The sequence below is a fragment of the Chryseobacterium panacisoli genome, assembly GCF_008274625.1.
In the GTDB taxonomy this organism is placed as follows: domain Bacteria; phylum Bacteroidota; class Bacteroidia; order Flavobacteriales; family Weeksellaceae; genus Chryseobacterium; species Chryseobacterium panacisoli.
Map to the genome: position 1 here is coordinate 57,163 of NZ_VTRU01000006.1, position 24,416 is coordinate 81,578.

22 protein-coding genes are annotated in these 24,416 nt (G+C 37.3%); 16 read left to right on the forward strand and 6 right to left on the reverse strand.

All coding sequences use genetic code 11. From position 1 onward, the window contains the following. Nucleotides 1–35: 35 nt before the first annotated feature. From FW781_RS19255 to FW781_RS19270, 4 genes are all read right to left on the reverse strand, one after another. Nucleotides 36–641 (reverse strand): DUF4126 domain-containing protein, encoded by a 606-nt coding sequence (locus tag FW781_RS19255; protein ID WP_149388908.1) that lies wholly within the window; start codon nt 639–641, stop codon nt 36–38. 244 nt (nt 642–885) lie between these two features. Next, nucleotides 886–1,257 carry a ribonuclease P protein component gene (rnpA, locus tag FW781_RS19260; RefSeq protein WP_149388909.1) on the reverse strand — a complete coding sequence of 124 codons (372 nt, stop codon included), beginning with the start codon at nt 1,255–1,257 and terminating at the stop codon, nt 886–888. A gap of 97 nt (nt 1,258–1,354) precedes the next feature. Further along, nucleotides 1,355–2,080 (reverse strand): tRNA threonylcarbamoyladenosine dehydratase, encoded by a 726-nt coding sequence (locus tag FW781_RS19265; protein WP_149388910.1) that lies wholly within the window; start codon nt 2,078–2,080, stop codon nt 1,355–1,357. Next, the gene (locus FW781_RS19270) at nt 2,073–2,699 is read right to left on the reverse strand and encodes a TatD family hydrolase (protein ID WP_149388911.1); all 627 of its coding nucleotides are present in this window, start codon (nt 2,697–2,699) and stop codon (nt 2,073–2,075) included. Before FW781_RS19270 ends, FW781_RS19265 begins: the two co-directional genes overlap by 8 nt. Nucleotides 2,700–2,795: 96 nt before the next feature. On the opposite strand from FW781_RS19270, the gene FW781_RS19275 reads away from it, so the two are divergent. The 12 genes from FW781_RS19275 to FW781_RS19330 all read left to right on the forward strand — a co-directional run bounded on the left by FW781_RS19275 (nt 2,796) and on the right by FW781_RS19330 (nt 14,476). Next, nucleotides 2,796–3,425, forward strand: coding sequence for a TetR/AcrR family transcriptional regulator (locus FW781_RS19275; RefSeq protein ID WP_027372956.1), 630 nt, complete (start codon nt 2,796–2,798; stop codon nt 3,423–3,425). Between the two features lie 103 nt (nt 3,426–3,528). Then, nucleotides 3,529–4,524 (forward strand): outer membrane protein assembly factor BamD, encoded by a 996-nt coding sequence (locus tag FW781_RS19280; RefSeq protein ID WP_149388912.1) that lies wholly within the window; start codon nt 3,529–3,531, stop codon nt 4,522–4,524. A gap of 42 nt (nt 4,525–4,566) precedes the next feature. After that, nucleotides 4,567–4,890 carry a DNA-directed RNA polymerase subunit omega gene (locus FW781_RS19285; protein WP_034681463.1) on the forward strand — a complete coding sequence of 108 codons (324 nt, stop codon included), beginning with the start codon at nt 4,567–4,569 and terminating at the stop codon, nt 4,888–4,890. A 124-nt stretch (nt 4,891–5,014) separates the two neighbouring features. Continuing rightward, nucleotides 5,015–6,220, forward strand: a complete 1,206-nt coding sequence (coaBC, locus tag FW781_RS19290; protein ID WP_149388913.1) for a bifunctional phosphopantothenoylcysteine decarboxylase/phosphopantothenate--cysteine ligase CoaBC — start codon at nt 5,015–5,017, stop codon at nt 6,218–6,220. A 36-nt stretch (nt 6,221–6,256) separates the two neighbouring features. Then, entirely contained in the window at nt 6,257–7,162 is a 906-nt protein-coding gene (gene porD / locus FW781_RS19295) for a type IX secretion system protein PorD (protein WP_149388914.1), read from the forward strand. A gap of 93 nt (nt 7,163–7,255) precedes the next feature. Continuing rightward, a complete protein-coding gene (locus tag FW781_RS19300; RefSeq protein ID WP_149388915.1) occupies nt 7,256–8,905 on the forward strand; it encodes a DNA repair protein RecN in 1,650 nt (549 codons plus the stop codon). A gap of 74 nt (nt 8,906–8,979) precedes the next feature. Beyond that, a complete protein-coding gene (locus FW781_RS19305) occupies nt 8,980–10,446 on the forward strand; it encodes a DUF5687 family protein (RefSeq protein WP_149388916.1) in 1,467 nt (488 codons plus the stop codon). Nucleotides 10,447–10,449: 3 nt separating this feature from the next. After that, entirely contained in the window at nt 10,450–11,166 is a 717-nt protein-coding gene (locus tag FW781_RS19310; protein ID WP_149388917.1) for an ABC transporter ATP-binding protein, read from the forward strand. Between the two features lie 16 nt (nt 11,167–11,182). Next, the gene (locus tag FW781_RS19315) at nt 11,183–12,121 is read left to right on the forward strand and encodes a Dyp-type peroxidase (protein ID WP_149388918.1); all 939 of its coding nucleotides are present in this window, start codon (nt 11,183–11,185) and stop codon (nt 12,119–12,121) included. A gap of 128 nt (nt 12,122–12,249) precedes the next feature. Further along, complete coding sequence (locus tag FW781_RS19320) at nt 12,250–12,810, forward strand: RNA polymerase sigma factor (protein WP_149388919.1); 561 nt, start codon at nt 12,250–12,252, stop codon at nt 12,808–12,810. Next, nucleotides 12,797–13,405 carry a hypothetical protein gene (locus FW781_RS19325; RefSeq protein ID WP_149388920.1) on the forward strand — a complete coding sequence of 203 codons (609 nt, stop codon included), beginning with the start codon at nt 12,797–12,799 and terminating at the stop codon, nt 13,403–13,405. Before FW781_RS19320 ends, FW781_RS19325 begins: the two co-directional genes overlap by 14 nt. A gap of 30 nt (nt 13,406–13,435) precedes the next feature. Then, entirely contained in the window at nt 13,436–14,476 is a 1,041-nt protein-coding gene (locus tag FW781_RS19330; protein ID WP_149388921.1) for a porin family protein, read from the forward strand. Between the two features lie 74 nt (nt 14,477–14,550). Here the strand turns inward: FW781_RS19330 and fumC are convergent, their stop codons facing one another. Beyond that, nucleotides 14,551–15,945, reverse strand: coding sequence for a class II fumarate hydratase (fumC, locus tag FW781_RS19335; RefSeq protein ID WP_149388922.1), 1,395 nt, complete (start codon nt 15,943–15,945; stop codon nt 14,551–14,553). A 227-nt stretch (nt 15,946–16,172) separates the two neighbouring features. Between fumC and FW781_RS19340 the strand changes: the two genes are divergently transcribed. After that, nucleotides 16,173–17,780: a fumarate hydratase gene (locus FW781_RS19340; protein WP_149388923.1), complete on the forward strand. Its 1,608-nt coding sequence runs from the start codon at nt 16,173–16,175 to the stop codon at nt 17,778–17,780. 93 nt (nt 17,781–17,873) lie between these two features. Beyond that, nucleotides 17,874–18,158: a hypothetical protein gene (locus FW781_RS19345; RefSeq protein WP_172625768.1), complete on the forward strand. Its 285-nt coding sequence runs from the start codon at nt 17,874–17,876 to the stop codon at nt 18,156–18,158. A gap of 93 nt (nt 18,159–18,251) precedes the next feature. Here FW781_RS19345 and FW781_RS19350 read toward each other — a convergent pair whose 3' ends face one another. Beyond that, a complete protein-coding gene (locus FW781_RS19350) occupies nt 18,252–19,124 on the reverse strand; it encodes a helix-turn-helix domain-containing protein (RefSeq protein WP_172625769.1) in 873 nt (290 codons plus the stop codon). 154 nt (nt 19,125–19,278) lie between these two features. Here FW781_RS19350 and FW781_RS19355 point away from each other — a divergent pair, with 154 nt between their 5' ends. Continuing rightward, the gene (locus FW781_RS19355) at nt 19,279–21,357 is read left to right on the forward strand and encodes a T9SS type A sorting domain-containing protein (protein ID WP_149388925.1); all 2,079 of its coding nucleotides are present in this window, start codon (nt 19,279–19,281) and stop codon (nt 21,355–21,357) included. 193 nt (nt 21,358–21,550) lie between these two features. Then, on the forward strand, nt 21,551–24,388 hold the full coding sequence (locus FW781_RS19360; RefSeq protein ID WP_149388926.1) for an alpha-amylase family glycosyl hydrolase: 2,838 nt from the start codon (nt 21,551–21,553) through the stop codon (nt 24,386–24,388). Nucleotides 24,389–24,416 lie beyond the last annotated feature (28 nt).

Genomic DNA, 24,416 nt, shown 5'->3' on the forward strand with positions numbered 1-24,416 from the left:
AAAAAGGTACTGTTCTAAACAGTACCTTTTTTGATTTATAAGTTTTGTGGATTATTTTTTCCTCGTAATTTTTTCCAGACCTTCCGCCCAAAAACTATAACAAGAATTAATATAATTATTGCAAGAATGGCTGCAATAACCGGTGCAGCCATAGCAAGAACAGACATAAGACCTGCTCCGGCAGTTTCCGTAGTTCCCACCACAGAATTTCCCAATCCTCCTGTTGTTGCCGTAGAAGCGGCCCGTATTCCTGCAAACCCGGAGCTGATGGTAGCTGCTGTACCGCCACCGGCAATTAACGCCAGCGCCCATTGTGGAAATGTTCCCAGTTCAGCAAACTGACTGGCAAATAATACAGAACCCGCTACCGTTGCCATCGGAATAGAACCCGTATCCAGCAGATGATCAATAAAAGGGATGTAATAGGCCAGGATTTCGGCCACTGTGGCAATTCCTGTTGTAATGAGCGCAGGAAGGCCTGAAAGCCACTCAAAATGCTCATTCATAGGAATCCAGTTGAAATAAGACGCAAGACTTACAATAAACATCGGGAGAAATACCCGAAATCCGGTAGCAGCGGCCAATCCGATTCCGATAAATGCACTGATGGCATAAGAAAAATAGGGAATATTATCTAACATATTAATTTTCAGATTTATTGTTTTCCCTAAAATTACAAAAAGTATATGATATTAAGAACTGTTAATTTCTAAGTTTGAGGTATAAGATTCAAGCTATTAGTAACACTCATGATCTGTTGTAGAATAAAAAGATAATATCTACGCCATCATCTGTGTAAAAACTGTGCGATCTGTGTGAAAATAAAAAATCTGCCCGATTCGCATAATCTAAAATACCTCACAGATCTCTTATCCTAATGAGAAATTATTTTTTCTGCGCTTCACAAAGCGTTATAAACTGAGCTTCCACATCCTGAAATTTCGATGGCATCTCAGGAGATACCCAAAATAGCATGGCCATCGTTTTTTCTCCGAAAGCTTGTTTAAATAAATCTTTATTCAGACGGTAGCATTCCCTCAGCAATCTTTTAATCCGATTTCTGTGTACAGCTCTTTTAAAGTATCTTTTTGAAACAGAAACCCCGAATCTGCTTGCATCTACAGGAAGAGTGGCCTTGTCTTTCAGAATAATGATTCTCAGATTTCCACTGGTTCTCCATTTGCCCTTATCAAAAAGCAAACTGATTTCTGTATTTTTTTTGAGCTTTTCCGCTCTGGGATACTTGGAATTTGTCATTTACGGAGTTGTAAATATTGTTTTTGTTTTTTTACAAGTTTCTCAGATTGATCCACGTAATCGTTTTTACCAATCTGCGAAACAAGTGGAAAGTATTTTAATCCTGATTTAATAAATAATTGATGACTTCTGAAGCGGTGTACAGCCCGAAAATGGCAGGCATATAGCTTATTGTTCCGTAAAAAGATCTTTTATAATTGGTTCCGTCAGTCATTTTCAAACTTTCTTCATCCTGAATGTCATTGGCAAAAACACAACGGACTCCTTTGTCAATTTTTACTTTTTTCAGCCTTTTTCTTACCTGTCTTGCTAGGTGGCAGTGCTCCGTTTTGCTGATATCTCTTACCAATACTTTACTTGGGTCGGTTTTTCCGCCAGCTCCCATTGAACTTACAATTCTTATCCTTCTCCTTTTAGCAGCGATAATCAGGGAAAGTTTTGGAGTAACACTATCGATGCAGTCCAGAACATAATCAAATTTTGCAGAATCCAACACTTCATCCATTCTTTCCGGATTCAGAAATTCATTGATTTTCGTTAAATTAAGCTGGGGATTGATGTCAAGAAGCCTTTCAGCAACTACTTCTACCTTGTGCTTTCCTACAGTAGAATGTAAAGCAGGCAGCTGTCTGTTGATATTCGTGATATCTACTGTATCACCATCCACAATGGTCATGTTTCCTATTCCGGCTCTCGCCAGAAATTCTGCGGCAAAAGAACCTACTCCGCCTAAACCTACAACAAGCACATTCGCTTTTATCAGCCTATCCAACCCCTCTTCCTTTATCAAAAGTTCAGTTCTTTCCAGCCAGTATTTATCCATTTTTTATTGAGTGTAAATTTTCTAAAATTTGTTCATTCAGTTGTTCCAAGGAAATCGCTTTTATTTCCGAAACTTTAATGTACAATTCTTCAATGTTAAAATCTTCATTATCAGTTTCTAAAAAGATTCTGTCTAATGGTGTGTTTTTTATAATATCCTGCAAAGATAAATTATACAAAACAGCTTTTCCAAAACTCAGGTAAAAATTATTGCTCAGAAGATCTTCAGCAATTTGTCGTTTTTTATTGAAACCATGGATGATCATTGGCTGTTCGGCCTTCTTTTTAAAAGAAATGACCTCATAAAATTTTCTTACACAATGAATAATCACAGGCTTTTTTATCTCATTTGCAATATTTATCTGTCTTAAAAAAACGTCCTCCTGAATTTTCTGATCTGTAGAAACCAAAGAATCCAACCCGCATTCACCAATGGCAAAACAGTTTTCAGAGATCATGTTTCTCATCCATGAAAACTGCTGTTCTGTATTGTTGATATCAATATCATTGGGATGAATGCCGATGGAATAAGGGGAATCGGGCGGGATTTGCTCAATGTCCAGATTATAAATTCCGTTTATGATATATTTTTTATGGTGGTGAAAATCAAAAAACTCCATATTCAAAAATAGTGTTTTTCAGATTTAATTTAAAATTATTAAACGATCGTTTATAAATGTGTTAAAAATTTCTTAACTTTACTCAAAGTGCACTTCATGAAAAAAAAATTTACGGAAAAACAGATTCACATACTGGATATTGCAGAAGAGCTCATCGCTAAAAAAGGATATGAGGGAACTTCTGTAAGGGATATCTGTTCCAAAGCCAACATTAATGTCGCTATGATCTCTTATTACTTTGGTTCTAAGGAGAAAATGATGTCTTATCTCTATCAGTACAGGGTGCTGAAGACCAGAGAAAATTTTTCAGAATTTGCAGATACCATCAAAGATGGGAAACCGGAAATGCAGATGCGGGAGATGATTAAATATATCGTTTCTCAGCTGTTCAAGTATAACTATTTCCATGGGTTTGTTACCCAGGAACTTCGCCATACGGAAAACCTGAAAGACGAATTGCTTGATTTCTATCAGTTATTCGTAAAAAAACTGGATGAAGTCATTAAAAAAGGAGTAGCTTCTGGAGTTTTTACTTTTACCCCAAAGCCTGAAGATATCCTTACCATGATTATTGGATCCACTTTATTTGTCATCAGGAATAAAAACTTTTATGAGCTGTATGTTCCGAGTAAAAACGAAGAAACCTATACCAAAGAAGCCGAGAAAAAGGTAAGAATGAATCTTTTATTAAGTGTTTTTGCAATTTTGGGATACGCTGCAGACTAAAATTACGTTAAATATTCATAAAAAAAAATCTATTGGCAAAAAAGTTATATTTTTGCAAATTAGTAAATCGGCTGTATAATCCGAAAACTGTTGAACTTTTTATATGAAAAAATATATTTTAGGTCTTTTTGCTGTAGCGGTGATTTCATCTTGTGTAAGCCAGCAGGAAAGAGCAATGAGGAGTGCTGATAAAGAATTTATCTTGAAAGCAGCTAATGAAAACTTTGCTAAGAAAAAGTGGAAAAATGCATTGGCTCTTTATGACAGACTTGCAAATCTTGTGGCAGGAACAGATGATTTCCCTAATGTAGGTTTCAACACTGCTTATGCCAACTATTATGACAAGAGTTATAAACTGGCAGGTCACCAGTTCAAAAACTTTGCAGTTAGTTTTCCGAAGGATCCAAGAGCAGAAGAAGCAGCTTACATGTCTGCACTGTGCTATTATGAGGGGTCTATGGATTATAACTTAGATCAGTCCAGTACAGAGCTGGCGATCAATGAGCTGCAGGATTTCCTGAACAATTATCCAAACTCCGAGAGATCTAAAAATATCAGCCAGTTAATTGATGAGTTGTCTTATAAGCTTGAGTTTAAAGCCTATGAAAACGGAAGACAATACTTCAAAATGGGAGAATATAAAGCTGCGAATGTAGCATTGGAAAACGTTCTGGAAGATTTCCCAAGTACAAAACTTCGTTCAAAAATTTATGATTATATCATGAAGTCCCGTTATGAACTGGCGATGAAATCAATCTATAATCTTAAAGCTGAGCGTATTGAGAGTGCATTGACTTATACAAAATTTGTAGAAAAAGAACTTCCTAATACAGAATATTCTAAAACAGCGACAGATCTTAGAGAAAAGCTGGAAAAAGAAAAAGAACATTTTGCTGTCGTTAAAAAAGAAACAGATGCAAAAATTGCAGCTTTGACAGCAAGACAGAAAAAAGAAGCTGAAAAACTGGCAGATCAGGGTAAAACTGAGCAGCAGATTAAAGATCAGATTAGCAATGAAAAGAAAGCAATGCAGTTACAGAGGGACAGTGCGGCACTTAAGACCCCTCCTCCTGCAGCGACTTTCAAAATTCAAAGATAATTCGTAAATTTGCCATCTTAAAATAAAAATAATTTTCTCAAAATGAGTGTAAAAGATACAAAAGCAGAAGTAAATACAATTACTTACGATAAAGATAAGATTGAAGATAAAGTAGGTTCAATCTATGAAGCTATTGTTATCATGGGAAAGAGAGCAGAGCAGATCAATGCGGAGATCCGTACGGAACTTCACAACAAATTAGATGAATTTGCGGTTCACAATTCTACATTAGAAGAGGTTTTCGAAAACAGAGAACAAATTGAGATCTCTAAACATTACGAAAAGCTTCCAAAGCCAACTTCAATTGCTATTGAAGAGTGGTTAAACGAAGATGTTTATTTCAGAAAAACAGAAGAGAGAAAATAAATCTTCTGTATTTTTATAAATGAAGGTCATAAAGGAAATCTGTTCTTTTATGACCTTTATCGTTTTAAAGCCAGATTGTGTGGTAAAAAATAAGTATTTTAGTATTTCAAAAAATTAGAACTTAATGAGTGTTTCCGGTAAAAAGATTCTTATCGCCGTCTCTGGTGGAATTGCGGCCTACAAAATTCATTTTTTGATAAGGGATTTTGTGAAAAAAGGAGCTGAAGTACAGGTTATTATGACTCCTGATGCAGAACATTTTGTGACAAAACTAAGCCTGTCTACACTATCCAGAAAACCAGTGTATTCAGAGTTTTACAGCGATAACGGAACATGGAACAGTCATGTGGAAATGGCATTGTGGGCAGATATTATGATTGTAGCTCCCTGTACGGCCAATACACTGTCTAAAATGATTCACGGGATGTGTGATAATCTGGTTATTGCCACTTACATGTCTGCAAAATGCCCGGTTTTCATAGCACCTGCAATGGATCTTGATATGTATATACATCCTTCCACAAAGAAGAATCTGGAGCTTGCAGAAAGTTTTGGACACATTATCATTCCAGCAGAAAGTGGTGAACTGGCAAGCGGACTGGTTGGGCAGGGAAGAATGGCAGAACCGTCAACGATTTTTAATACTGTTGAAAATTATTTTACTGCGAACAGCCATTCCAATAGCCTTGAAGGAAAAACAGTTTTAATTACAGCCGGTCCTACTTATGAAGCGATAGATCCTGTAAGATTCATCGGAAATCATTCATCCGGAAAAATGGGATTTTCTCTTGCAGAAGAAGCCTCAAAAAGAGGAGCAAAAGTGATTCTTATTTCAGGACCGAGTTTCCAGACTATTCATGATCCCAATGTGGAGCTTCATAAAGTAACTTCAGCAAAAGAAATGCTGGCAAAAGTATTTGAGTTTTATGAAAGCGTAGACATCGGTATTGCAAGTGCAGCAGTGGCAGATTACGCCCCAAAAGAAGTGGCTAAAGAAAAGATCAAGAAAAACGATGATAACCTGACCATTGAGCTGGTGAAGAATCCGGATATCCTTAAAACGATGGGTGAAAAGAAAACTCACCAGTTTTTGGTAGGATTTGCCCTGGAAACTCAAAATGAAGAAGAAAATGCAAAAGGAAAACTGGAAAAGAAAAACCTTGATATGATTGTATTAAATTCTCTGCGTGACGAAGGTGCCGGATTTAAGAATGATACCAATAAAATAAGGATATTTACCAAAACAGAGAAAAAAGAATTCGATCTGAAATCTAAAGATGATGTAGCGAAAGATATTCTCAATTTTGTTGAGTCTCAACTTTTAAAATAATTTTAATAAATTTCCGTTCTCAATTTTTAATAGACAATGAAAAAAATTATAAGTTTATTTTTTCTGTTTTTTATCTATACCCAAAGTTTTTCTCAGGAACTGTTGGCAACCGTTCAGGTAAATTCTCAACAGGTAGGAGGAAGTAATCAGCAGGCATATAAAGCATTGGAAAAAAGTCTCAGGGATTTTATCAATAATACCAGCTGGACAGGGAAAAAGCTTCAGAATTTTGAAAAAATAAAATGTGGTTTTTCTGTTGTTATCGGAGAAAGAGATGGAAACAGATTCAAAGGATCCATTGTTGTTCAGGCTATGCGCCCTGTTTACAATACAACTTACGAATCCCCTTTAATCAATCTTCAGGATCAGAGGTTCGGCTTTGAATATATTGAAAATGAAAGTCTTATTTTTAATGAAAGACAGTTTTCAGGAAAAAATCTTACGGATGTGGTCAGCTTCTATATTTACCTTATTTTGGGGATAGATGCAGATAGCTTCCAGTCTATGGGAGGATCTCAATGGTACTCAAAAGCACAGCAGATTGCACAGAATTCCCAGAACAGGAACTATGAAGGCTGGAATACCATCAATGAGCCACGAAGCCGCTCTATATTAATTAATGAAATTATGAATCCTAACTGGAACCAGTTGCGTTCTACTATTTATACTTACCACAGAGCCGGAATGGATAACCTTTTCAACCAGGATCAGACTGCCGGAAAAAAAGTAATCTTTGATGCCCTGATGCAATTGAAAATGTACGAGAACACATTTCAGCAGGCATTTTTCTTCAACCTGTTCATGGATACAAAAAGTGATGAGATCTTCAATATATTCAATTCCGGAAATAATGGAGGTTTGATTCTGAATGATCTTAAACAGACAATGATTATTCTTTCACCAAAAAATATTGATAATAAGTGGAATAAGTGGAAAGTGTAATGAACAGAAAGCACCTAAACATTTTCTCAATTCATTAAAAAAAAACTTTATTTTTACAGTTCAAACTCAAATTGGATCATAACCGGATTATCAATGCTTTCGAGAATTTACATTAAAAACTTTGCCCTGATTGATACTCTTGAAGTATCTCTGAATAATGGTTTACAGGTTATTACCGGTGAAACGGGTGCGGGTAAATCTATTATTTTAGGAGCGCTCCGGCTTATTTTAGGTGAAAGAGCAGATGTAAAATCCATTGCCAAAGCCGAAGAGAAAAGCGTTGTGGAAACCGAATTTTCCCTGAACAACCAGTTTAAGAAATTTTTTATCGAAAATGATCTGGACTATGAACTTCAGACGATTATAAGAAGAGAGATTCTGCCATCAGGGAAATCCCGTGCCTTTATCAATGATGTACCGGTAACGCTGGATATTCTCAAAGAACTTTCCTCACAGCTGATTGATATTCATTCCCAGTTTGAAACATCCAATCTTTTTACTTCAGAATATCAGTTTAAAATTATTGACGGACTTTCTGAGAATAAAAAAATTATTGACGAGTATCAGAAGGAATTTTCTGACTTTCAAAGCCTGAAAATGCTGTTGAAAAAACTGAAAACTCAATTGTCAGAAGCCAATAAAGAAAGTGATTATAAAGAATTTTTGCTCAATGAGCTGGAAGAACTGAAACTTGATGATGTAGACTATGAAGAGGTTCAGAACCAGCTTTCTATTCAGGAAAATGCAGGGATGATTTCCGAAAACGTAGGTCAGATCCTGTCCAGATTCCATCAGGAAGAAATAGGGATTCTGTCTTTCTTTCATGAAGCTACCCATAAGCTTTCAAAAATTTCGGAAGTTTCTACCAGTTTTGCAGAACTTGATGAAAGACTGGAAACTTCTTTCGTAGAGCTGAAAGATATTATTTCCGAACTGGAACATGCAGCCGAAAGAGTTGAAACCAATCCTGAAAACCTTGGATATCTTACTGATCTGAATAATAAAATAAACGCTCTGTTTCTTAAACATAGTGTTTCGGATATCAATGAATTAATTGGGATCAGAAACCAGCTGGCAGGTGATCAGAAAGGTGCTTCTGAACTGGAAACGCAGATTGAAGAAACTGAAGAAAATATTTCTCACAAAGAAAAAACACTACAAAGTCTCGCTGGAAAGCTTTCTAAGAACAGGCACAAAAATATTCCTGTCTTCATAAGGAAAGCGGAAGGCCTGCTGAAAAAATTAGGTCTAGAAAAAGCAAAAGTTGATATAGAACTGCAGGATGCTGAAGAATTCAATCAGTTTGGAAAAGAAAATATTCAGCTGCTGTTCCAGGCCAATTCAGGTTTTCCTTTAAAACCAATTCAGACTGCAATTTCCGGAGGAGAAAGATCAAGGGTAATGCTGGCCGTAAAAAAGATTATTGCGGAAAGTGATGAATTGCCAACTTTAATTCTGGACGAAATTGATACCGGAGTTTCAGGAAAAGTTGCCGAAGAGATCGGAAACCTTATGAGAGAAATGTCTGAAGACATGCAGCTGATCGTTATTTCACACCTGGCGCAGGTTGCTGCAAAAGGAAATGATAACTATAAAGTGGTAAAGCAGGATATTTCCGGCAGAACACAATCTACTATAATTCCTTTGAGCAACGAAGAAAAGCTGAACGAAATTGCTCAGTTACTTTCCGGAAGCAAAATTACGGAAGCTGCTCTGGCACAGGCAAAAGAGCTTATTGGATAACTATATAAATCTATTTTTCTTTAAAAACTTGTAACATATTTTACATTATATTTACTAATGTAAAAAACTAACATATGTTTCTAAAGTTCCTTAAGCTTGAAATAAAAAGCTTCTTCCGTGGTACATCTTTAGGGATCAATCTGACCATGAAAATCCTCCGCTTTATTGGAATACTTTATTTCGTGGGTTGTCTTGTAGGTGGAGCTTTTATTGCTTTTTTCTATGTGCAGGAGGAGATACATCAGAATCCTGTAAAGGTGGTTTCAAAATTCATGATTGTTGCCTGGATTATTGATCTCGTTCTTAAGTATCTATGGCAGGAGATTCCTACACAGAATATAAAGCCATTTCTCACCATGAATATCAGGAAGAATACATTGGTTAATTATATGCTGGCCAAAACTTTTCTTTCCGCATTCAGCTGGCTGAGTTCTCTATTCTTTATCACATTTTCATTGATTGCTCTATTCAACGGATATAATATCTTGGGAATATTGGTATGGCTTATAGGTGTAATTTCATTACTCTATCTGAATAACTTTATCAATATTTTCTTCAACGGTAAAGAAACACTGGCGGTGATCATAGGAGTATGCTTTTTGGGTATAGGAATGTTGGGATATTATAAAATAATTCCGGTTCTGTCTTACTCTGAGTCTGTTTTCTTCAGTTTCTATGAGAAACCTTACTTTGCATTGGTACCTGTTGCGTTGTTCATAATACTGTGGTGGATTTGTTTCCGGTACCTGCGCAATGAATTTTATCTTGATCAAGGACTTGAAGCAAAGAAAACAGTCGGAAAAACAGAAAATATAGCTTTCCTGAATAAATACGGAGTTATCGGAACATTTATTAATAATGATATTAAAATGCTGAGACGTAATAAAGTCACCAAAGGGGTTCTGTTTGGAAGCTTTATGTTTCTGTTCTATGGATTGCTGATGTTTAGCTCTTCACTCTACAAAACTCCGGCGATGATGATGGTGATGGGCCTTTTTGTGACAGGAGGTTTTCAGTTTCTGTTTGGCCAGAGAGTACCTGCTTTTGACAGCTCATATTATCCATTGATGATGACCCTGAATGTTCCCTATAAAGAATATTTAAAAGCGAAATGGTGGCTGATGAATATCGTAACGGGAATTTCTATCATTATTGCTCTTTGCTATGCATACTTCGGCTGGGAAGTCTACGTGACCTTTTTTGCAGCAGGATTATATAATATTGGTGTGAATTCTCAGTTTACCTTGTGGTCCGGAGCTTTCAATAAAACTCAGATTGACCTTAATACAAAAGAAAAAAGATTGGGACAGAAAGGCAGCTTCAATATGATCGCTATGCTTCTGCTGATTCCTAAAATGCTTCTTCCAATGGGGGTATTTGCTTTAACAAAATATTTATGGGGAATTACTGGAGGCGTAATAAGCATTGCCATTATCGGGGTTATAGGATTTTTCCTGAGAGAGAAAATCTTCAATATTATCGTAAAACTTTACAAGAAAGAAAAATACAGCACGCTGGATGCATTTAAAAATATAAGTTAAACCATGATCAACATACAAAATTTATCCAAAACATACGGAACAGCAACGGTTCTTAATATCGAACATCTTGAAATTCCAAACGGGGAAACATTTGGCCTCGTAGGAAATAACGGTGCAGGAAAAACAACCCTTTTCAGCCTGATGCTGGATTTGATTCAGGCTACAACAGGTTCTGTAAGTATTGACGGAATTAAAGTGAACGAATCTGAAGCATGGAAAAATAAAGTTTCAGCCTTTGTAGACGATACTTTTCTTATCGGATATCTTACCCCTGAGGAATATTTTTACTTCATTGGGGAATTGAGAGGGCAGAACAAAGCATCAGTAGATGAATTTCTGAAACCTTTTCATGATTTTTTCAATGGAGAAATCCTTAAATCCGGGAAATATGTCCGCGACCTTTCAAAAGGGAATCAGAAAAAAGTAGGAATTGTAGGGGCAATTATCGGGAATCCCGAAATTATTATTCTTGATGAGCCTTTTGCCAACCTGGATCCGTCTACACAAATTAAGCTGAAAAATCTGATCAAGGAATTATCAAAACAGGATGGTGTTACTTTTCTGATATCCAGCCATGATCTTTCCCACACAACGGAAGTCTGCAACAGAATTGTGGTAGTGAACAAAGGCCTTTTGGTAAAAGATATTCAGACCAATCCGGAAACTTTGAAAGATCTGGAACAATATTTTGCAGATCAGGTTTCTGTTTCGGATATTTAATACCACAAAAAGAGGTATGAATACGATAGAATCACAGAGTGTAACGGATTATCCGAACAGCAACACTATTTTCATGGTCTGGAAACTTAATGACAGCCCACAGCTGAAAGACGTTTTTCAGGAACTATGCGCTTTGGTGTTAAATCTTAATAATTCAGTGTTTAACCGTTTTCCGGACAGCAGAGCAAGCTGTGTAATGGGAATTGGTGCTGACGCATGGAGAAAACTTGAACTTCCGACACCTCTGCCAAAAGAATTGATCAATTTTGAAGAAATAAAAGGAATAAAGCATACCGCAGTCTCCACGCCCGGGGACCTTCATTTTCACCTGAGAGCAGACAACAAAAGCCTTATTTTCGATATGGCTGTTGAAATATCCAAGCTATTAAGTTCAGTAGCTGAAAGTATTCTGGAAATTCATGGATTTAAATATTGGGATGCACGCTCTATTTTGGGTTTTGTAGATGGAACGGAGAATCCTCATGGTGATGACCGTGATTATTTTGCAAAGATCGGAGATGAAGACCTTCAGTACAAAGGCGGAAGCTACCTTTTCGTTCAGAAATACCTGCACAATATGGACGCCTGGAAAAGTCTGTCAACAGAAGATCAGGAGAAAGTTATCGGGAGATCAAAAGAAAACGATATTGAAATGTCTGATCATGTAAAGCCTTCCAATTCACACATTGCTTTAGCCAATATCGAAGGAGAAAATGAGGAAGAGTTGAAAATTGTCAGAGATAATATGCCTTTTGGGAATCCTTCCACAAATGAGTTCGGAACCTATTTTATTGCCTATTCAAGCACATTCACAACAACCAGAAAAATGTTGACCAATATGTTCATAGGTGATCCTCCGGGAAATTATGACAGAATTTTAGATTTCAGCACAGCAGTTACAGGAGCGCTTTTCTTTGTTCCTACCAGAAATATGCTTGATGAATTCTCAGGATAAAATAAAAGGCTGTCTCATTCTAAGGCAGCCTTCTTTCTTTACTAAATTAAGCATATCAAAAAAAATATTTAAAAAAAGTTGTAACCTTTTTTCGTTTTCATTGTCTTTAATATAGAAACAGCATAAGCATGAAACTTTTGTTCGGAAATAAAAAGAATGATTTGTTGAGCCTCCTGAAAAAACAGGATCCGGCTGCACAGAAGATTTTCTATGAACAGAATGTAAAGAGATTTCTGAGTGTAAGCAAAAGCTATGTGAGCGATTTGTATCAGGCTGAAGATTGTCTCATTAAAGCGTTCTGTAAAATTTTTAAGCACATAGAAAGCTTCAGAGGAGAGTCGAACCTGGATAGCTGGGCAAGAAAAATAGTTGTGAATGAATGTCTGAATTTTATCAAAAGTCATAAAACAGTATTCTATCTTGATGAGATCAACCAATCTTTCCATGAAGACATCCACGAACCGGAGATTGATTGTGATTTTAATGCACAGGAGCTTTTGGATCAGCTTCCCGACGCCTATAGGATGGTTTTTAACCTGTATGTGCTGGAAGGATATTCTCATCAGGAAATTGCTGATACTTTGCAGATTTCAATGGCTGTCAGCAAAACACAGCTGTTCAGAGCAAAAGAAAAATTAAGAAAGATCTACTTTCAACAACAAAAAAAAGTGAAAAATGAAAACGTCTAAAGATACTATTGAATGCCAGATCAAAAAACAGATCGAAGAAAGAGAGATTGCTCCGTCCCGGGATCTGTGGTCTGAAATTGAGTTTCAAAACAGCAGCAATAGCCGTCCCAAATCACAAATGAACTGGGCTGTAGTGGCTGCCTGTTTGATCTTGACACTGAGTTTAGGAGCTGTTCTGTTTTTTCTCAATCAGCCTTCAGAAATTCAACCTGAAATAGTGAAGAAAGCAGAAGAAAATAAAACAGATGAAATCATAAAAAGCCCGTCTCAATATAATGCACCTCTGGCCGCTCAGAAGAATGATAAAAAGGAAGTAAAGAAAACGCTTGCCCCAGATAAAGAAGAAGTGATTTCTGCAGTAGCAATAGGCCAAAATAAACTTATTCCCAAAGAAACCGTAGTGAAAAAACTGGAGATTCCCCAGATTTCTAATCCTAAACTCATAGCAAAAGCCGATTCTTTAAAAACTCCGGTTAAAAAGAAAAAATATGTAGACCCTTCTACCCTCCTTTTTTCGGTAGAACATAAAGATGTTATCGAAAAAACAAAGGATGGAAGTAATGTGGCTACCACTATTGATCTGAATGCCAGATAGTTTGTTTGTAAAAAATTAAAAATTAATAATATGATCAAGAAATTAATCGTAATGGGATTGTTATGCTCTATTTCAGCATCATTCCATGCACAAAAAGCTTTGAATATTAACCTGTCTTCTAAAAAAGATACTGAGGTAAGCCCTATTGTAAAAGAGAAAGTGGAAGAATATGCCACAAAGATCAATACCATTATTCAGGAAGAAAAGAAACTGATGGAAGAAGAATTGGTTGTTTTGCAGGCAAGAAATCTTGATAAAATAGAATTTGACAGAGAAAAAGCCCAAATTGCAGACCGCTATTCTGAGAAAATGGACAAAAGAATAGAGGAACTTGGATTTGATCTTGATGACGTTATTCAGAAGCAGGTAAGATATTCACTTTTGAACACAGATGTTACCTCCAAAGAAGAGCTTAAAGAAAAACTGTTGAAAAAATTTCGCCCCAGCAGAAGCTTTACAGGCTATTTCTCTTACGGAATTATGACCCTCACAAATAGCTCTCCTGATAATGAACTGGATAAAAACATAGGATATGCCAATAATCTGGAATTTGGTCTGAAACTGAATTACCAGCTTAGCAGAACAAGTCCGTGGGCGGTTATTTCCGGATTAGGATTCTCATGGAGAACCCTTAGAGCTGATAATAATATGCTGTTTACAAGAAGTGCAGATCAGGGAGTGGCTTTGGCTCAGTACAACGGTAACCTTGATAAAAGTAAACTGAGAACAGGATATATTATGGTTCCTCTTGGGATGCAGTATAACTTTTCCAAACTTAAAAATGCAGGAATGGATATCCAGTACCGCAGTTATTACACAGGATTTAAAATAGGAGCCAATGTGTATGGCGGGGTGAAAATGTCTACCAACAATATTGTCAAAGGAAATGATGGAGAGACAAGAGACCGCGGAAACTACCAGGTGAATCCTTTTGTATACGGGGCACAGATCACATTCTCATACAACAGTTTCAGTCTGTTTGTTAAAAAAGATTTCAGCAATTTCTTTAAAGACAGTTATTTCAAAAATGATAAAGCACTCATATTCGGATTAGCCATTGGATTAGATTAAATACATTTTGACAGCAAAACGAAAACTCCGGGAAAGGCTCCCGGAGTTTTTGCATTATATCAGTTATAGAATCATTATTTTAAGCTTCCTACCATATCTTCTGGTTTTACCCACTCGTCAAACTGTTCAGCTGTTAATAATCCAAGATTGACAGCTTCTTCTTTTAAGGTTGTCCCATTTTTATGGGCTGTTTTAGCAATTTTAGCCGCATTTTCATACCCGATATGAGTATTTAATGCTGTAACAAGCATTAAAGATTTGTCTACAAGTTCTTTAATTCTTTCATGATTCGGTTCAATACCTACAGCACAGTGATCATTGAAAGAAATACATGCATCAGCGATCAACTGGGCAGACTGCAGAAAATTGTAAGCCATTACCGGTTTGAAAACATTCAGCTCATAATTGCCCTGAGTTCCTGCAAACGAAATGGTTGTATCATTTCCTAAAACCTGAGCACAAACCATAGTCATTGCTTCATTCTGAGTAGGATTTACTTTTCCGGGCATAATGGATGATCCCGGCTCATTCTCTGGAATATGAATTTCCCCGATTCCGGAACGTGGGCCTGATGCCAGTAATCTGATATCCTGAGCAATCTTATATAAAGAAACCGCAAGCTGCTTTAAAGCTCCGTGAGATTCAACAATTGCATCGTGTGCTGCAAGAGCCTCAAATTTATTTTCAGCCGTAATGAAAGGGTGTTTTGTAAATTGAGAAATATATTCTGCAACCTTTACATCATACCCGTTAGGAGTATTCAATCCTGTTCCTACAGCTGTTCCACCCAATGCAAGCTCAGAAAGGTGAGGTAATGTATTTCTTAAAGCTCTCAATCCGAATTCCAATTGAGCCACATACCCGGAAAATTCCTGCCCAAGGGTAAGAGGAGTAGCATCCATCAGGTGGGTTCTCCCTATTTTTACAATATCTTTGAATGCTTTCGATTTTTCAGCCAGCGTATTTTTTAATTTTTCTACTGCAGGAATCGTTATCTCCACTACTTTTGTATACGCAGCAATGTGCATGGCAGTGGGATAGGTGTCATTAGATGACTGGGATTTATTCACATCATCATTCGGGTGAATTTCAGATTTTTCACCCAATGTTCCTCCATTGTTGACATGCGCTCTGTTTGAAACTACTTCATTGACATTCATGTTCGACTGTGTTCCGGAACCTGTCTGCCAGATCACCAACGGAAACTGGTCATTAAGTTTTCCCTCAAGAATTTCATCACATACTTTAGCGATCATATCTCTCTTTTCAGCAGGAAGCACTCCCAGATCAGTGTTGGTATAAGCTGCTGCCTTTTTCAGATAAGCAAAAGCTTCAATAATTTCGTGCGGCATTGAACCCTCAGGACCTATTTTAAAATTGTTTCTGGAGCGTTCCGTCTGTGCGCCCCAAAATTTATCTGCAGGTACCTGCACTTCTCCCATGGTGTCTTTTTCTATTCTGTAATTCATAGTGGTTGAAATTTGTATGATCTGTTTATTTGAAAGCCATAAAAATCTTTAGAATTATTGATTTTTAATCAAAGAAATAATCTTTTGGCTTTGCTTATTAAGCTTTTATAAAGGTACTTATAAACTCAGAAACCCGCAATTTATAATCATTATAAATATCAATTTAAATGACTGATTTTACTCATATTTTTTTACAGGAGGCGTATTTTTGCACAAACAAAAATTGAATGGACTTTAGATATCAGGATCCGTATCCAATTCAGAAAGATGATACGGTGTACAAGAAGCTTACATCAGATTATGTAAAGGTTGAAAAACTGGGTGAAAGAGAAATTTTAACAATTGATCCGAAAGGACTGGAGTTATTAGCGGAAGAAGCGATGGCAGATGTTTCTTTCATGCTTCGTTCTTCACACCTGGAAAGCCTTAGAAGAATCATTGATGATCCTGAAGCTACTGATAACGACAGATTTGTTGCTTATAACCTTTTACAAAACGCTGCAGTAGCCGCTGAGGGAGCTCTTCCTTCATGCCAGGATACCGGAACAGCTATCGTAATGGGAAAGAAAGGAGAAAATGTATACACAGGAGTAGAGGACGGAGAATACCTGAGCAAAGGAATCTTCAATACTTATCAGAAAAGAAACCTAAGATATTCTCAGGTAGTTCCTTTGACGATGTTTGATGAAAAGAATTCAGGATCCAACCTTCCTGCACAGATTGATATCTATGCTAAAAAGGGAGATTATTACGAATTTTTATTCTTAACAAAAGGAGGAGGTTCAGCCAATAAAACATTCTTATACCAAAAAACAAAATCCTTATTGAACGAAAAATCTCTTGAAGAATTCGTTAAAGAAAGAATTTCAGACCTTGGAACAGCTGCATGCCCGCCTTATCACTTAGCATTGGTAATTGGAGGAACTTCAGCAGAAGCCAACCTTGCTGCAGTAAAGAAAGCATCAGCAAAATACTATGACCATCTTCCAACAGAAGGTAATGAAGCCGGACAGGCATTCAGAGATCTTGAATGGGAGGCAAAAGTTCAGAAAATCTGCCAGGAAAGTGCAATCGGGGCTCAGTTTGGAGGAAAATACCTTACCCATGATGTAAGAGTGATCAGACTTCCGAGACATGCTGCATCTTGCCCGGTAGGAATGGGGGTTTCCTGTTCTGCAGACAGAAACATTAAAGGGAAAATCACAAAAGAAGGGATCTTCCTTGAGCAGTTGGAACAGGATCCGAAAAGATTCTTACCTGATACCCCTCCACACCTTGAAGAAGCGGTTGAGATTAACTTAAATAAGCCAATGCCGGAAATTCTTGCCGAGTTATCCAAATATCCGATCAAAACAAGATTGAAACTGAACGGAACTCTGATCGTTGCAAGAGACATCGCTCACGCAAAAATCAAAGAAATTATCGATAGCGGAAAGCCAATGCCGGAATATTTCAAAAACCACCCGATTTATTATGCGGGACCTGCAAAAACTCCGGAAGGTATGGCTTCAGGAAGTTTCGGACCTACTACAGCAGGAAGAATGGACGTTTATGTGGATGAATTCCAAAGCCACGGCGGAAGTATGATTATGCTGGCAAAAGGAAACAGAAGTAAAGATGTTACCAATGCCTGTCATAAATACGGAGGTTTTTACCTTGGATCTATCGGAGGGCCTGCTGCTATTCTGGCCAAAGACAATATTGTGTCTGTAGATGTAGTAGACTTCCCGGAATTAGGAATGGAAGCGGTAAGAAAAATCGAAGTAAAAGACTTCCCTGCATTCATTATTTCCGATGATAAAGGCAATGATTTCTTCGCGAATCTTGCCCATTAATTAGTTTAAAATTAAAATAAATAACAAAATAGAGCACTGATCTTTTGTGTAAAAAAGAAAAAAGCTTTATTTTTGCCTAAAATCTTAAAGAGAATGATAACGATATTATCAGCATTTTGGCCATTCTACCAGTTCCTTTGGACTATATTCTTCATTACTATGTTCTTAGTAGGATTCTGGTGTATTTTTATGTTCTTCGGATTAGTAATCCCAATGTGGCTAACTGAAGGTTTGAAAGAGTATTTCGGAAAAGTAAAGCCTTTCGATCCTGAAGATATCAGAAGAAAGCTTGTTTCTGAACAGGAAGGTGTAGAAGTTATCTACAGCGAGCCTAAAGGAAACGGACCTTTCCTTCACGATCACGGACATCATCATTAATTGATTGTCATTGCTTTTTCACCTTAATTCTGAAAAAGTAATATCAAAGCAAAACAACATATATAAAACCGCTTAATTCGTTAGGCGGTTTTTCTATTTATTATTCCTGAGGCTTTCCGGAGATACTCCAAATTTCTTTTTAAAAGCCCGTGTAAAGTTCTGGAGATATTCGTAACCGCACTCAATGGCAATTTCTTTGATCATAATCTCTTTATCGGTGATCAGTTTTCTTGCCTTCAGCATTCTGAGCTCTGATATATAATGAGCAATCGTGGTATGATACTGTGCCTTGAATTCTTTTCTGATAATACTCTGATTCATGCCCATATATTTTCCGATCTCTTCTGCTTTTATATTTCGGTGATAATTTTCATCAATGAATTTCCTGATCATTTCAGGAGTCTTCGGAGTGGATTCCAAAATGTTTTTCTCATTGAACTGTTCAAAAATCAAAATCAGGAGCTTAATGATCTTGGCTTCTATAAAAAGCTTCTGCATGATTCCTTTTTTGGTATATCCCAGAATTTCCTTTACAATCATATGCATTTCAACCGTCATGTCCGGAGGTGTCTCTTTATGAAGGAATATAAAATTATTGTGAGTCATGTTTTCCAGAATTTCTGCATTCTCACGGTTGAGGTCAGGATTAATGAGATTGAAAACATATTGATAATTGATCTGAATCTGGAGATACTTCAGAATTTCCTGGTTTTCCGTCCATAGCTCTGCAATACTTTCTTCGGGTGAATAGTGAAGGATGTATTGGTTTTTCTTAAATGAAAATTGACTTCCGCAGTCATGAGCCTCCAAATTAATACCATCACTCAGCAGAAAAAGAAGATTAAAGCTGGACTTCCCCTCCAGCATATGAGATTTGAAAGACTGGTCAGGACACAGATCTTCCTGTATGATGATTTTGATGTCTTCGGATCTGAACAGAAGTCCACTTTTAGATGATTTCCTCATACAACACATTTTTACAGCCATGGTACAACTACTTAAGGGAAAAGTCCTTCTCAGGATAACCAAAAGTTCGTAAATGATAACTTGGGGTTAATTATGTGAGGTACTTTTGCGCAAAATTAAATTAAATTTAGAATAATTAAAAATAATATTTTATATGTTTAGAGATTTACATTTTGCAATACAGAAAATCAGAACGGGATTAACGTTGCTGACCATGGCCGGAAGCTGCTTGTATGCTCAGCAATGGGAAAATGTTGGAGGCATTCAGGATGTATCAGCAGGAGGGAGCAGTTTTAATAATTTAGTTATTGATAATTCAGGAAATTATTATCTGTCATATTATGATGTTTCCGTAGCCAGAGGTTCTGTTCAGAAATTTAACGGGACTTCATGGTCATATTTAGGGGGAAGTGCGGGAGTTACAACAGGAACAGCAACGTACAGTTCACTGTCTATAAGTCCTAATGGAAACAGCCTTTATTATACCAATCAGCTTGGTTATCCAGGTTCTGGAATGGAAGTACGTTTGTTTACAGGATCTTTATGGTCTCAGCTTCCGAATGCTACAGACAGTTCTGTAAATTATCAGGCTTCTGCAGTTTCTTCTGATAATATTATATTCACTTATGGATCTTATGGTTCAGGAACGGTAAAAAGATATTTTGGAGGAACCTGGGAGCAGGTAGGAAATGCCGGCTTTTCAGGAGGTGCTGAATTTGCTGAAATGGTCATCGGAACCAATAATATGGTCTATACATGTAATATTTCCGGAGGGGTAAAGGTGTATCAGAACAGCACTGATGCCAACTCAACACAAGACTGGAGTTTGGTAGGTGGAGCAGCGGCAGATGCTTCTTCATCAGGAGAACAGTATAATGCTGATATCGCTTTGGATGGATCTAACATTATTTATGTAGCCTATGTTTCAAACTCAGCAGGAGGAAAGAAAGTGAATGTCAAGAAATTTGACGGAAATTCTTGGGTCCAGGTCGGAAATGCTAATTTCTCAGAAGGAAGGGTACAGCATGTTGCATTAGCCATAACGGAATCCGGGAAACCATATGTAGTCGCCAGCCGTTTTGAAAATGATAATTTCCTGAGAAATACCGTTTATAAATTAGATGATTCACAAAACTGGGTTGCTTTTGGTGGCGATTTTGTTTCAGATGGTGAAGCAAAATACAATGACCTTGCTATAGATAAAGCGCATAACTATCTTATTCTTGCTTATTCTGACAATACCACAAAAGTTAAAAGAATTTCATTGACATTAAATCCTCAAACTTGCAGTAATACAGACCCGGGAGCAAATGTGGGAGATGTTGGATGTGTGAGTTTTATGTATCGCGGGCAGCAGGTTGCTTATACTACTGTAAGAGGAGCAGACGGAAAAATATGGCTTCAGCAGAACCTTGGAAGTACTCAGGTCGCTTCATCTGTAGCCGATGCGAACGCATATGGAGATCTTTTTCAATGGGGAAGATGGGATGACGGCCACCAGCTGAGAAATTCTCAGACAGCACAAGCGCCTTCACCCAATACTCCGGAAGGCATTGGTGCAGCAGGCGGAGCCTATATTGTGGGATCTCCGGCATGGTGGGCAGGTTTTGCAAGTTCAGATACATGGGCTGGTACATCAGCCGCAGACGTTAATGCATCGGCTGGGGTGGATCCTTGTAAAGCTATCGGAACAGACTGGAAAATGCCTTCACAGGCAGACTGGACTGCTTTAGTAGGAGCTGAAGGTATTGGCAATCCGGCAACGGCTTACAGCAGCAATCTTAAATTACCGGCAGGAGGATACAGAGGCTCAAGCAATGGTGATTTTACATTCGTAGGACAAAGAGGATATTTCTGGAGTTCAGATACATCAAGCTTAGGAGCTAAATATCTCTATATTGGTTCAACTATTGCCAACCCGTCAGCTGGAGCTATGAGAGGTCAGGGGTCTTCAGTAAGATGTATTAAACCGACATCTTCTTTGGGTACTTCAGATATCAGACTGAATAATGCAGTCATAGGAATGTACCCTAATCCGACAAAAGGAATTCTTACTGTTAAAGCAGACTCCGTGATTGACAAAGTAAATGTTATCAATGCGGTAGGACAAAAAATGAATGTACAGTTCTCAGATAACCAAATCAATATGACTGAACTTCCTTCAGGGCTATATATCGTGGAATTAAAATTAAAGAACGGACAATCCGTTTCTAAAAAAATTATAAAAGACTAACTGAATTTCAATAATAAAGATTTTCGTTCAAAAAATAGTTCATTACAATTACTTTTATTGGGAGGCTCATGAAATTTTCATGAGCCTTTTTTTTAGTTTGTTTTTTTCCGGAAAATTGAAATATTTGATGAAGAATGGATAAGAATAGTCATTATGAAGAAAAATTTATACTATATTCGATAAAAAATAAGAAATGAAAAAGCTTTATTCCGTTGTTTTTCTGTTGATTGCAATGGCTGTTTTTGGGCAGATCAATTACTCCATTAGCCCAAATCCATTCAACGAGACAGATGCAGTTACGCTTACAGTTCCGGGAGATCAGATTGATGAAACTGCCTGGGGAGTTTCCAATAATGCCATTTATATCTGGTCATGGTCTTTTGATACCAATTATCAGAACAGTCAGGATTGTCCTACCAATGGCAGCTGGAACAGTTCCAATGATCTTAATAAACTGAATTATAATGCAGGTACAGACAGCTATTCACTCACTTTTACTCCTACTGCTTTTTTCGGAAGAACAGGGATAGGCAGGTTCGGATTTTTACTAAAAGATAAAACAGGATCTCATCAGACCTCACCGGACATTTTTGTAAATGTGGGTACCTTAAGCTTAAATCTTACCAATCCACTGGCTAATAGCCTGACTTCTGTTCCGGCAGGAAATTCTATTAATATTACAGCAACAACAAATAACAACGCAACATTTCTGCTAAAAGCAAACGGAGCTGTTGTCAATTCTACAACAACTCCGTCACAATCCTACTCTTACAGTTATACAGTTACTCAGGATACCAGCATGGAACTTGTTGCCACAGAAGGATCTAATTCTAAAACTGCGACATTCATTTTACAGGTTCCGAGAAATGTAGTTTCTGAAGCCATTCCAAACTGGATCAAGCAGGGAATTAATTACCATCCGACAGATCAGACCAAAGTGGGGCTTGCTTTATATGCACCAGGTAAAAATTTTGTACATGTCATCGGAAGTTTCAACAGCTGGGCTGTGAATGATTCTTATTTAATGAAAAGAGATACCTCAAATCCTGATTTGTATTGGATTGAGCTCAACGGAATTACTCCTCAGCAGTTATATACTTTCCAATACAGAACCAATGATTTGAGAAAAGTAGCAGATCCTTATTCACCACAAATTTTATCATCTTATGACGATCAATGGATTTCTGCTTCTACTTATCCAAATTTACCTGCATTTCCTGCAGGACAGGGTTTTGAAGTTTCAACATTTAAAACGGGACAGACAGCCTATAACTGGCAGACAACCAATTTTCAGAGACCAGCGAAAGAAGATCTGCTGGTCTACGAATTATTATTGAGAGACTTTACACAGGAAAAGAACTGGCAGTCACTGATTGATAAAATTGCTTATTTAAAGAATTTAAAAATCAATGCCATAGAATTAATGCCGATCATGGAATTTGACGGAAACCTTTCATGGGGATACAATACTTCTTTCCATTATGCATTGGACAAAGCCTATGGAACTCCCGAAAAATTCAAAGAATTTGTAGACCTCTGCCACCAGAACGGGATTGCAGTGATTCTGGATGTGGCATTTAACCATGCAACAGGACGTTCTCCTTTGGTAAGACTTTGGAACATAGATCCCGATGGTGACGGCTATGGAAATGTTGCAGCAAACAACCCTTATTTCAATCAGGTTCCGAAACACTCATACAATGTGTTTAACGATTTTAATCATACAAGCCTTTCAACGCAATATTACGTTGAAAGATGTCTTCAGCAATGGCTTACAGAATATCGTATTGACGGATTCCGCTGGGATTTAACAAAAGGATTTACCCAAAGCTGTTCCGAAAATGATGAAGCATGCACCAATGCCTATCAACAGGACAGAGTGGATATCATGAAACATTATGCAGACAGACAATGGACAATAGATCCCAATTCTTACATGATCTTTGAACACCTGGGAACGGATGCAGAAGAACAGCAATGGGCAAACTACAGGGTAGCAGAAGGAAAAGGAGTGATGCTTTGGAATAAGCAAACGGATCCTTATAATCAAAATACCATGGGATATAAGGACAACAGTAATTATGACAGAATGAATCATAGTCTTCATGGGTTTACCAATATGCGTGCTGTAGGGTACGGAGAAAGTCATGATGAAGAAAGGCTGATGTTTAAAAATCTTGCATATGGTGCTGCGAATGGGAGCTATGATGTTAAAAATCTTAATACAGCTCTTGAGAGAATGAAAACTTTCGGAGCGACTTTCTTTACCATTCCCGGTCCGAAAATGATCTGGCAGTTTGGGGAATTAGGATACGAATTCAGTATCAACAGATGCGCTGACGGTACCATCAATAACGGGTGCAGAACGGATGAGAAACCTGTTGCATTTACTTTGGGATATGATACCAATGCAAACCGAAAAGCCGTATATGATACATGGGCTAAAATAATCACGATCAGAAATGCCCACCAGATTTTTAAAACTAAAACATACAGTATAGAATCCAATAATCTGGCTAATGATCCGAATGGACTGATCACAAGAATTTATCTCTATGATCCGACGATTACAACCGGGATAAAAAATGTGGTGGTACTGGCCAATTATGACACATCTGCAAAAGATGTCGTTCCTTACTTTCCTTACACTGGGCAATGGCAGAATCTGATGGATGACAGCATTTCAAATATAGCTTCAACAACGGCTCCGATAACTTTACAGCCGGGAGAATTCAGGATTTTCGGAAATTATGCAGGTGCGCTGTCAACAACAGATCCAAACGCTGAAAATAAATTATCGCTTCAGATTGCAGATAATCCAATACAAAACGGAGTAGCAAAATTAATTTTTAACAAAGCGAAAAACGGAGAGATTTTAATTTTTGATATGACCGGTAAAAAACTGGATTCATTCAAACTGAATAAAGAAAACGGTACTTATGAAGCAAAAATCAATTATCCGCCAGGCACTTATCTGGTTCAGCTGAAATCAGAAACAGGAACAGTCATTCAAAAGATGATTGTTAAGTAAAAAAGAGAAAGCAGATTTGCAGTATGGC

Coding starts and splice junctions, on each gene's coding strand:
- FW781_RS19255 (WP_149388908.1), bottom strand. CDS start 641: ATGTTAGATAATATTCCCTATTTTTCTTATGCCATCAGTGCATTTATC.
- rnpA (WP_149388909.1), bottom strand. CDS start 1,257: ATGACAAATTCCAAGTATCCCAGAGCGGAAAAGCTCAAAAAAAATACA.
- FW781_RS19265 (WP_149388910.1), bottom strand. CDS start 2,080: ATGGATAAATACTGGCTGGAAAGAACTGAACTTTTGATAAAGGAAGAG.
- FW781_RS19270 (WP_149388911.1), bottom strand. CDS start 2,699: ATGGAGTTTTTTGATTTTCACCACCATAAAAAATATATCATAAACGGA.
- FW781_RS19275 (WP_027372956.1), top strand. CDS start 2,796: ATGAAAAAAAAATTTACGGAAAAACAGATTCACATACTGGATATTGCA.
- FW781_RS19280 (WP_149388912.1), top strand. CDS start 3,529: ATGAAAAAATATATTTTAGGTCTTTTTGCTGTAGCGGTGATTTCATCT.
- FW781_RS19285 (WP_034681463.1), top strand. CDS start 4,567: ATGAGTGTAAAAGATACAAAAGCAGAAGTAAATACAATTACTTACGAT.
- coaBC (WP_149388913.1), top strand. CDS start 5,015: ATGAGTGTTTCCGGTAAAAAGATTCTTATCGCCGTCTCTGGTGGAATT.
- porD (WP_149388914.1), top strand. CDS start 6,257: ATGAAAAAAATTATAAGTTTATTTTTTCTGTTTTTTATCTATACCCAA.
- FW781_RS19300 (WP_149388915.1), top strand. CDS start 7,256: ATGCTTTCGAGAATTTACATTAAAAACTTTGCCCTGATTGATACTCTT.
- FW781_RS19305 (WP_149388916.1), top strand. CDS start 8,980: ATGTTTCTAAAGTTCCTTAAGCTTGAAATAAAAAGCTTCTTCCGTGGT.
- FW781_RS19310 (WP_149388917.1), top strand. CDS start 10,450: ATGATCAACATACAAAATTTATCCAAAACATACGGAACAGCAACGGTT.
- FW781_RS19315 (WP_149388918.1), top strand. CDS start 11,183: ATGAATACGATAGAATCACAGAGTGTAACGGATTATCCGAACAGCAAC.
- FW781_RS19320 (WP_149388919.1), top strand. CDS start 12,250: ATGAAACTTTTGTTCGGAAATAAAAAGAATGATTTGTTGAGCCTCCTG.
- FW781_RS19325 (WP_149388920.1), top strand. CDS start 12,797: ATGAAAACGTCTAAAGATACTATTGAATGCCAGATCAAAAAACAGATC.
- FW781_RS19330 (WP_149388921.1), top strand. CDS start 13,436: ATGATCAAGAAATTAATCGTAATGGGATTGTTATGCTCTATTTCAGCA.
- fumC (WP_149388922.1), bottom strand. CDS start 15,945: ATGAATTACAGAATAGAAAAAGACACCATGGGAGAAGTGCAGGTACCT.
- FW781_RS19340 (WP_149388923.1), top strand. CDS start 16,173: ATGGACTTTAGATATCAGGATCCGTATCCAATTCAGAAAGATGATACG.
- FW781_RS19345 (WP_172625768.1), top strand. CDS start 17,874: ATGATAACGATATTATCAGCATTTTGGCCATTCTACCAGTTCCTTTGG.
- FW781_RS19350 (WP_172625769.1), bottom strand. CDS start 19,124: ATGAGGAAATCATCTAAAAGTGGACTTCTGTTCAGATCCGAAGACATC.
- FW781_RS19355 (WP_149388925.1), top strand. CDS start 19,279: ATGTTTAGAGATTTACATTTTGCAATACAGAAAATCAGAACGGGATTA.
- FW781_RS19360 (WP_149388926.1), top strand. CDS start 21,551: ATGAAAAAGCTTTATTCCGTTGTTTTTCTGTTGATTGCAATGGCTGTT.